The sequence below is a fragment of the Propionigenium maris DSM 9537 genome, assembly GCF_027925155.1.
Taxonomy (GTDB): domain Bacteria; phylum Fusobacteriota; class Fusobacteriia; order Fusobacteriales; family Fusobacteriaceae; genus Propionigenium; species Propionigenium maris.
This window is the reverse complement of the sequence record NZ_BSDY01000027.1, coordinates 24776-34640: the sequence shown is the minus strand read 5'-3', so window position 1 is coordinate 34640 and position 9865 is coordinate 24776. Positions and strand designations below refer to the sequence as shown.

9 protein-coding genes are annotated in these 9865 nt (G+C 41.0%); 7 read left to right on the top strand and 2 right to left on the bottom strand.

What is annotated here, in order from left to right:
* Positions 1-729: 729 nt before the first annotated feature.
* Entirely contained in the window at positions 730-1602 is an 873-nt protein-coding gene (locus QMG11_RS17270; RefSeq protein ID WP_281837571.1) for a GGDEF domain-containing protein, read from the top strand.
* Positions 1603-1655: 53 nt separating this feature from the next.
* Here the strand turns inward: QMG11_RS17270 and QMG11_RS17265 are convergent, their stop codons facing one another.
* Positions 1656-2234, bottom strand: a complete 579-nt coding sequence (locus QMG11_RS17265; RefSeq protein WP_281837570.1) for an HD domain-containing protein — start codon at positions 2232-2234, stop codon at positions 1656-1658.
* A gap of 156 nt (positions 2235-2390) precedes the next feature.
* Between QMG11_RS17265 and QMG11_RS17260 the strand changes: the two genes are divergently transcribed.
* Positions 2391-2981: a flavodoxin family protein gene (locus tag QMG11_RS17260; protein ID WP_281837569.1), complete on the top strand. Its 591-nt coding sequence runs from the start codon at positions 2391-2393 to the stop codon at positions 2979-2981.
* 184 nt (positions 2982-3165) lie between these two features.
* On the opposite strand, the gene QMG11_RS17255 is transcribed toward QMG11_RS17260, so the two are convergent.
* Positions 3166-3969, bottom strand: a complete 804-nt coding sequence (locus QMG11_RS17255; RefSeq protein WP_281837568.1) for a hypothetical protein — start codon at positions 3967-3969, stop codon at positions 3166-3168.
* 171 nt (positions 3970-4140) lie between these two features.
* Between QMG11_RS17255 and QMG11_RS17250 the strand changes: the two genes are divergently transcribed.
* From QMG11_RS17250 to QMG11_RS17230, 5 genes are all read left to right on the top strand, one after another.
* On the top strand, positions 4141-4758 hold the full coding sequence (locus QMG11_RS17250; protein WP_281837567.1) for a hypothetical protein: 618 nt from the start codon (positions 4141-4143) through the stop codon (positions 4756-4758).
* A 116-nt stretch (positions 4759-4874) separates the two neighbouring features.
* A complete protein-coding gene (recQ, locus tag QMG11_RS17245; RefSeq protein WP_281837566.1) occupies positions 4875-6650 on the top strand; it encodes a DNA helicase RecQ in 1776 nt (591 codons plus the stop codon).
* A 281-nt stretch (positions 6651-6931) separates the two neighbouring features.
* A complete protein-coding gene (locus tag QMG11_RS17240; RefSeq protein WP_281837565.1) occupies positions 6932-8443 on the top strand; it encodes a YfcC family protein in 1512 nt (503 codons plus the stop codon).
* 170 nt (positions 8444-8613) lie between these two features.
* On the top strand, positions 8614-9465 hold the full coding sequence (locus tag QMG11_RS17235; RefSeq protein ID WP_281837564.1) for a toxin-antitoxin system YwqK family antitoxin: 852 nt from the start codon (positions 8614-8616) through the stop codon (positions 9463-9465).
* 106 nt (positions 9466-9571) lie between these two features.
* The gene (locus QMG11_RS17230; RefSeq protein ID WP_281837563.1) at positions 9572-9847 is read left to right on the top strand and encodes a hypothetical protein; all 276 of its coding nucleotides are present in this window, start codon (positions 9572-9574) and stop codon (positions 9845-9847) included.
* Positions 9848-9865 lie beyond the last annotated feature (18 nt).

Here is a 9865-nt window from a genome sequence, read left to right as displayed (position 1 = left end):
TTGATAATCATAGAGTTAGAGGGCTAAGCAGGAAGTTTTTTAATGTTAGTTTAAAGATATTATTATTTACAATAGAAAAGGCCATTGCAATATTGAAAATTATACAATACTTTTGCAACAGCCTAAAGTATTAATATTAAAAGCGTTTAATAGCCTGCTTTCTTGTAGAAGGTTTAAAGCGGCCGACTGCAGGCAGTCGTCAGGCTTCACAGAATATTCTACGTCGTTTCGTCAAACAGGATAGGTTCTATCCAGTGCCCATAAAAGAAACGGAAACTTTGTGTTAGCTCTAAAAGACAATTGCCGGAAGTCTTGATTTTTTAGATACCTTTTGCATCAAGACAAAAGGTATGAAAAGTTATCTTAAATTTAAACCTCCAACATATCATTTCTATGACACATAAAGAACACAAAGGTAGGGTATTATATCCCCATAGCAAAAGTAAGTGCATAACTTTTTCATAAAAAACTCTCTCAAAAAAGGTGAAGATCCCCGTCTTCACCTTTTTTCTTGTTTAAAAATAAGATAGGATGCTTAAAATCACTGTTATATAGATAAATAACTCTAAAAAATATGAACTACCAAAGGAATAACAGTGAACGCTGAGAATAGTTAATTAAAGTCATCCTGGAGATCACGAAAATTTTCAGGGATTTTTTAACTTACTTCACAGATGACGAACTTCCTTAGTGGAAGGAGCAATATTAAAGATATAAGGAGGGATAACATTGAAAAGCAAGGTCCTTATACCATATCTGATTATAATAAATATAAGCCTCATGCTTCTTTTGCTGGACATGAGGTATCCCTTAGTGGAGGAAAATACCGCCTGGGATATAATAAGTGAGATGCTGATATGCATCCAGCCCCTCATATGGATCTTCTGCAGAAGGATAGGCTTCAGAGAAAATTCGTCAGGGAACCTCTACACAGTGGGGGCCATAATATTTTACACTGGAGCCTTTCAGAATGTCATGGATGAGGTATATGAGATGGAGGGAGTTATCTCCCAGATAGACAAGGTCCTCATGCCTCTGGGACTGGTAGTTATCTCAACTGCCATCGTTCTGGCCTTTGGCTATGAGAAGAGGGTCAGCTCCTATATTGTGGAAAAAAGCATAAGGGATCCCCTCACAGGCCTCTACAACAGACACTATCTGGAGGATAAGCTGAACGACCTCCTGGATGAGGCTGAGGAGATAAGGTGTGAAACAGCAGTTGCCTTTATAGATATAGATAACTTTAAGAGGGTAAATGATACCGAGGGACACAGGAAGGGGGATGAACTCCTGAGGTATATAGGAGAGCTCATAAAGTCCTCCATAAGAAGGACGGACTATGCCTTTCGTTACGGTGGAGATGAATTCTTGATAGTTTTCCAGAACACAACGGAGGAGGTGGCCCTGGAGATCATGGAACGGATAAAAGAAAAACTCAAGAAAAATGTTCTGGTTCACAACTACCAGCTGAGCATGAGCTCGGGGATAGCCTCCTATCAGAAAGCCGAAAACTACAGGGAGCTCATCCACAGAGCCGATCAGGCCATGTACCACTCAAAGATAATGGGGAAGGACAGGGTCACTGTAGCTTCGATGTTTTAAAAGGAAGATTAAAAAAAGGAGCTCAGGGCTCCTTTTTTATTGTTTTATTGGAGTTATTTAATTATTCCCCTTGCCCTGTACCTCTCAAGCTCAGGAAGGACATAGCTGTTAAAGAGCTCAGGGACACAGGTTCTTAGGATATCTACCCTCTCCAGTACCCTGTCCATGGGTGCCTCAAACTTCTTCCAGGTATGCCCATGGGAAGTCAGATTCTGCATAAATCCCTGATATCTGTCACACACATTGGCATACTTTGCATCATCTGTCTGGCAATCCTCAAACTCCAGCCATAGCTCCAGAAATTCCATTTCCTGATCCTCAGGAAGGATGGAGAACAGCTTTCTTGCTGCTTCAGTTTCATCCTCCCTCTTATTGGGTCTCTCTGCGCCGAAAGCAGGAGTATCCCCAGCATATATCTCTATTAAGTCGTGGAGAAGTATCATCTTCAATGATCTCTCGAGGTTGACCTCACCTATAAAGTACTCCTTCAGAGTGAGAGCTACCATAGCCATGTGCCAGCTGTGTTCAGCATCATTTTCCCTTCTCTTATTCAGTGTTAAAGATTCCCTGAAAACATCCTTTACCTTATCGATCTCATGCAGGAAATCCATCTGCTGCTTTATCCTCTTCATCCTATCTCCTCCTAAATTTTTTCTCCCTATATTTTAAACTATACTCCAGTGTGAGTTAAAGCTTTTACTTCATAAAATAAATTTTTCTTGCAGGAGGGGAGGATAGGAGCAATCACCTTAGTAGTGAAGAAAGAAAAGGAATGAAAAGGAGTAAGTATGAGGGTATGTATATTATTTGGAAGTCTGAGAACCAACAGCAACACTGCTCTGCTCCTGGAGCCCTTTATGGAGGAGCTGAAGGAGTTGGGAGCAGAGGTAGATCATATAATCCTCAGGGACAAACACATAGAGCCCTGCACAGCATGCTGGGCCTGTCAGAATATCTTTGAGGGACCCGGGTGTCCCAAGGAGGATGACATGGGAGAGATCTATGAACTAGTGTTAAAGGCAGACTGCATCATCTTTGCCACCCCTATCTACTCATGGTACTGCACGCCCCCTATGAAGGCGGTCATGGACAGGCTGGTCTACGGTATGAATAAGTACTATGGGGAGACCGAGGGACCCTGCCTCTGGGAGGGGAAGAGGTGCGGCCTGGTTACCACATGCGGCTATGAGATAGAGGAGGGAGCGGGGGTTTTTGAGGAGGGCTTAAGGAGATATTCAAAGCACTCAAACCTTGATTATATAGGAAAGGTAGGTGTGAGGGATAGAGGGAAGAAGTACTTTAGAAGCAGGTCGGCAGTAGAGGGGGCAAGGAAGTTTGCCAGTAGGGTATTTGAGTCCCTTGAGGAGAAGTACCTGTAGGATGTCTTGTTTGAAATTCTAGTGGAGACCCTTGGATCTATATTCTTATTCAAAGGTCTTCTTTACTTTTGTGCCCTTTGAGTCCGGTCCATAAAAAAGTTTATCCCTCTAAAAAATAAAAAAACCCAGATAGGTGAAGGGAACCCTGCACCTATCTGGGTTATGGATTGTCAAAGGTTAGGAATTAGTCTCTCAGCTGAGCTACCTTCTTTAGTTTCTTCTGAGCTAAATCGGTAATGGTTTTTAGGATATTCTCATAGTGTTTTTCAGAGATCCTGCTGCACATCTCTATGGCTTCCTCAAACCTTCCAAGGTTTCTGAGGATCTCACCCTTGAGAAGGAGACCTGCACCATCATCCTCTAAGATCTCTAGGAGGTATCTCATATTCTCTTCTTCTTCAGGGGTGTAGCTTATCTCTACTTCTCCTGCATTCTTCATCTTTTCCTGTTTTCTTTTTAGCTCCTCCAGGTATCTCTTCTCCTCTACCCTCTGAAGAACCTCCACCCTCTTACTCTTCAACTCTTCTATCTTCTTTTCTATGATCTCTGAAGTAGTCTGGGCAAGCTTGGCCTCCATCTTTGCTATATACTCATCAAAGTGAGCTACAGAGGGAATCTCAGCGATCTTTGCCTTGAGGAGCTCTACCTTCACTCCCACATCCTCCAGGGAATCTATATTTCTGTACCTGTCGTTGCTCCTCTGCCACGCCTTAACTCTGATTCCGGGAGTGTCGAACTCCTTCATTTTAATGAGTTCAATATACTCTTCTGAGGTGGGTTCTGTAAGGGGAGCACCGCTGTTAGTCACCTTCTCGCACTGGGCGATATACCTGTATTCACCACATGAGGAACACTTAAATACCTTGATATCTCTGGGAACACTTCCTCCCTCTACCACACCGTCGGTATAGATGTTTACATCTAGGTTTGCCTCTAATTTTGGCATGGAGATGGTATATACCTCTCCGCACTGACACTTTATATTCATATTAACTTCCTCTCATCTTGTTTAAAGATTATTAAATTAAACTTTCAATAAGTATTATAGCAATTTTTAAAATTCAAGTTAAGGAAAATAAAGAGGAAATTTATTAAAAAACCCTATATGAGGTTATAGAGAGAATTTTTGTGGAGTGAATGAAAAGGAGGATAATATACTATGAAGATTTTAAAGTTGATGAGTATTATGATAATTATTATTCTGACAGGATGTACCAGCAGCTCAAATAGCCCCAAGGTGAAGCAGTTGTCTGTAAAGCAGATAGAGTATTTTGACTCAGCAATTGAAATAACGGCCCTCCAGTCTGAAGCTTTGATCCTGGCCACGGAAAAGCTTATTGCACAGGCTAAGAACAGAGTAGACCTCAGCGAAGAAATAAGAAGAGTAAGTGCTGAAAAAGCTATGCAGAGAACTCTGAGCGGAAAGGATGCCCGGGAGGTGGCTTCCAGGCTCTCCAGAGTAACAATGGAGGCTGTGGAAAACAGAAGAAAATTGGATGAAAATTTAGAGAAGATAACCAGAAAGACAAGGGAGCTCAACACCTACCTTCAGAAGATGAAGGAGATCCAGGTAGCAATGGATGCCTACATAGTATCTGAAAAATCCGGGGAAGCAGTGGTAGAAAACTCCTACTATACAATAGAAAATATGATCAGAACAGTGAATGATATGACTCCTAAGATCAGGAGAGAGATTAAAGAGATATTAGTTATTCTAAATGAAATAGAGAAAATTCCAGAGATACAAAATCTGGTAGATGAAAAAGAAGAGGCATAGAGAAAAGAAGGGGCAGCTATTAAGGGCTGCTCTTTTTCTGTTCTTATATGAATCTTCTTTTAATAAGAAAATAACTATAGTATACTGTAGGGAAAGAATTGAATACAGGAGAAAAGATGAAAGAGATATATGAGATACTGAAAAAAACATTTGGATATACCAATTTCAGAGAGGGACAGGAGGAGATAATAAAAAATATAATAGAGAGAAGGGATACCCTGGGAGTTATGCCCACAGGTGGAGGAAAGTCTATCTGCTATCAGATACCCGCCCTTGTTTTTGAGGGGATAACCCTTGTGATTTCTCCCCTTATCTCCCTTATGGAGGATCAGGTAGGAGCCCTTAATACTCTGGGAATTCTCTCGGTATATATAAACAGTTCCCTCACCCCTGCAGAGATGAGGGGGATATTTTCAGAGATAGATATGGGACGGTATAGGATGATATATATTGCTCCAGAAAGGCTGGAAAATGAGGGGTTTGTGGAGATGATAAGGAGTAAAACTATCTCTCAGATAGCTGTAGATGAAGCCCACTGTATCTCCCAGTGGGGACATGATTTCAGAAGGAGCTACCTGAATATTCCCAGGTTTATAAAGAGGCTCTCCAGTAGGCCTGTGGTATCAGCCTTTACAGCTACTGCTACCCCTCAGGTAAGGGAAGATATAGTGGGGAACCTGGACTTTGATCCCACTGTTTATGTGAATGGCTTTGACAGAAAAAACCTGAAGTTTTCCATAGTAAAGGGAGTAAACAGCCTGACCTATATAAAGAGGTACCTGAAGGAACACAGGGATGAGGGGGGAATCATCTATGCATCCACTAGGAAGGAGGTGGACAGTATCCATGCTGAACTTCAGAGCAGGGGATACAGGGTAGGCCGTTACCATGCAGGGATGGCAGATACCGAGAGGCAGAGAGTACAGAGGGAATTTGTGGGAGATGAACTGGATATAATGGTGGCTACCAACGCCTTTGGAATGGGTATAGATAAGTCCAATGTAAGGTTTGTTATCCACAATAACCTTCCAAGGGATATGGAGAGCTACTACCAGGAAGCGGGAAGAGCAGGAAGGGACGGTCTTCCTTCCCAGTGCATACTCATCTTCAATCCAAAGGATATTCTGACTCAGAGATACTTCATAGAGAACAACCTTTTTGAGAGCAGCCAGGAGGTAGTGGATATAAAGTATGAGAAGCTGAATGCCATGGTTAACTACTGCCACACCTCCCAGTGTATCAGGTCCTATATACTTGAGTATTTTGGAGATGAGGGTATAGAGGGATGTGACAACTGTAGCAACTGTTTAAATGAGGGGGAGACAGAGGACATCACAATTGAAGCTCAGAAGATAATCTCCTGTATAGGGAGAACCAAGGAGAGGTTTGGTGTCACCATGGTAGTGGGGATCCTGGCAGGATCAAAAAATCAGAGTATCCTCAAGTGGGGGCTGGAGAAAAACTCCACCTACGGACTCCTGAAGGAGAGGAATCAGAAGGAGATAAGGGCTTTGATAGACCTCCTTATAGGAGACGGGTATATAGAGGTTGTAAAGGGGGAGTTTCCTACTCTGAAGCTTACCTCTAAGGCCTATATCTTTATAAGGGAGAGGAAGACCCTTACAAGGAGAGTTGTCACAGTGGATAAAAGGGTAAGCCATGAGGGTGAGAGATCCTTTGGGGAACTTAAAAATCTTAGATATGAGATAGCCAAGAGGGAGGGGAAGCCACCCTATACGGTATTCTCAGATAAGACCCTCTATGAGCTGGCAAGATACCTTCCCGAAGACAGGGAAGGTATGCTGGAGATCCACGGGATAGGAGAGGTAAAGTTTGAAAGGTATGGAAGAGAGTTTTTAGAAGTAATAGGGGAATTAAAGGGGAAGCAGTAGACAGACTGTCCTTTAAAATCATAGATATTTATTGTAGGCCTCCCTGGGTTAAGGGAGGCTTTTTACGTAGGGGGATTTTCCAAAAGATTTCTTAAAATAACCTTAAGTGACATAAAGGTTTAGTGTAATCCAGCACTACAACTTTGTTTTGTTTTTGTTATTTTTTTGTATAAAATAGTCATAAATTATACAAAATATGAAAAAATAACTTGAAAATATCCTGAGAAAACTGTAAAATCAATTTGTCAAAATTAAATTTAACTTAAAAAAAGGAGAGGGTTATGACTAAAAAGAAAAAGCTACAGTTTCCTACAGCATACACAATATTATTTATTGTAGCTGTGATGGTAGCTGTATTGACGTGGGTTATGCCGGCAGGAAAGTATGATTCCCTGGCATATGACTCAGGATCAAATGTATTTACCGTAACAAGTGCCACTGGAGAGGCTATGGACTATCCTCCTACTCAGGAAACGTTGGATAAGTTTGGAATAAAGGCTGAACTGAGCAAATTTGTAGATGGAGATATATGGAAACCAGTGGGGATCCCTGGAACATATACTGAACTTCCTTCAAATCCCCAGGGGATAAAGGAACTGTTCCAGTCACCTATAAATGGAATGTATGAAGGGGTAGATATTATCATCTTTATCCTTATCATAGGTGGATTCATAGGTGTAGTAAACCACACAGGAGCATTTGACTCAGGAATCGCCCACCTGGCAAAGACCCTGGACGGAAAGGAAAAGTGGCTTATTATAATAATTACATCCCTTATAGCTCTGGGAGGTACCTCCTTTGGACTGGCTGAGGAAACAATAGCCTTCTATCCAATCCTTGTACCTGTATTCCTGGCAGTGGGATATGATGCCATGGTAGCAGTTGCATCTATATACGTGGGATCCTCCATAGGAACCATGGCTTCCACAGTAAATCCATTTGCTACAATTATGGCTTCCAATGCTGCTGGAATCAACTGGACCTCTGGAATAGTAGGAAGAGGTATCATGCTTGTAGTAGGAACAGGTATCTGTATCCTCTACATTATCAAGTATGCAGAGAAGGTTAAGAGGGATCCAAGTAAATCCCTTATCTTTGCTCAGAAGGAAGCTATAGAGAAGAAGTTTCTTCACGCTACTGCAGACAAGGAAACAAGAGAGTATGATACGAGAACCAAGCTAGTACTGGCTATATTTGCTCTATCATTTATAGTTATGATCTATGGAGTATCTAAGCTTGGATGGTGGTTCCTTGAGATGACTACCCTATTCTTCGTAGCTTCCATAGTTGTAGCTGTAATTGAGAGAATAGATGAGAGAGCCTTTGTTTCCGAGTTTATAAACGGGGCGAGAGACCTTCTAGGAGTAGCTCTAATTGTTGGAATAGCAAGAGGAGTAACTATGATCATGGACCACGGATTAATCAGTGACACTATGCTCTACTATGCTTCAAATATAGTAAATGGAATGGGGAAGGGAGTATTTATAAATGTAATGATGGTTCTTTTTGCAGGACTATCCTTCTTTGTACCTTCATCATCTGGACTAGCAGTACTGTCTATGCCAGTTATGGCACCTCTTGCAGATGTAATAGGTGTACCTCGTGAGGTTGTAGTAAGTGCATACCAGTATGGTATGGGAATGATGGCATTTATTACTCCAACGGGACTTATCCTTGCATCCCTTATGATGGTGGATGTAACTCTAGATAAGTGGTTTAAGTTTGTTATGCCCCTTCTGGGAATCCTATTTGTATTTACATCGGGACTTCTTCTTACAGGAGTGTATCTATAAAAGAGTTTAATCGGTCACCTTAGGGTGGCTGATTTTTATTTAAAGAGGGATTTTGCGAATAAAAATAGTATCTAGAGAAAGTGAAGGTATAGGACATTAAAGAAGGAGGAGGTAAAAACCTCTTTTTTTAGTATAAATTAGTAGTGAGAAATTTCATAGGGAGGTTAAAGATGAAAAGAATATTACTTTTTTTATTTATTGTCGTGTTATGTCTAGTTTTAGTTCGTTGTAATATTAGAAAAGAAACTGCCACTGAAAACATAGAAAAAGAGACAGCTCCTATATCAATGGAGGAAGAGGAAGTACCTCCCCAAAAACAGGAAAAACAGGAAATAATCTATATAGGTGATGAGGGAGAGGAACAGTTAGTACTCATGATTACATATTATGGTGATGGCCAGGTAAAGGTAAAAACAAACTATAGAGGAGGAGAAAAAGATGGAGAGTCTACCTTCTACTATGAAAACGGTCAGATAAAGACAACTGGAAACTACAAGGAGAATAAGCTTGATGGTAAGTGGGAAAGTTACAGCGAGAACGGTGAGCTAGAGACGGTAAAAAACTACAGATTAGGAGTACAGGAAGGGGAATCCTTTATCTATTTCAGAAGCGGTAAGGTACAGACAAGAATAAACTATAAAGGAGGAAAACCCGACGGTGAATCAATAGGTTACTATGAGAATGGGAAGATGAGAGCAAGAACAAGTTATAGACTGGGTAAGTTAGAGGGCAACTCTACCAGATACTATGAAACTGGTCAAGTACAAGCAAAATTGATTTACAGCCAAGGGAAGTTAAATGGTAAATCTATCTGGTACTATAGGAGCGGTCAGCTACAGGCCACCAGGAACTATAAGGAGGGTAAGCTGGACGGGAAAACAGTTTCCTATTATGAAAACGGTAAGGTACAGTCAAGAATAAACTATAAGGAGGGAAGGCTGGCTGGGAAACCTGTTTTGTATTCTGAGAATGGAAAGGTAGTGACCAAAGAAGATGTTGAGTTTAAGAATATAGTGGAATAGGGTATTTTATATTATCCAGGAGGAATCCTTTTCAGCGGAAATTTGTTTTTACATTCTTCTACAGAAGTTATATAATTTAAAAAATATATGATGAAGGAGGAAGAGTGTGAAAAGAGCAGGACTGATATTAATTATTGCAATAGTTTTTATATTTGGAATTTTCGGAAATATGAGGTGGAAGAGAAACTTCAAAAACTTTAAGGCTGAAACTGTGGGCCTTAACAGGGTAGTCACTGTATACGACTATAACGGAGGAGTTGTAAGGCAGTGGGAGGGAAGGATCCTTGTAGATGGAAATGGTGAGAGAACCAAGATCACCACAAGTGATGCCAAGACCTTTATAATAGACGGAGGAATAGTGATTATAGAGGAGAAGCAATAGAGGTAAATAAAAGGAAGC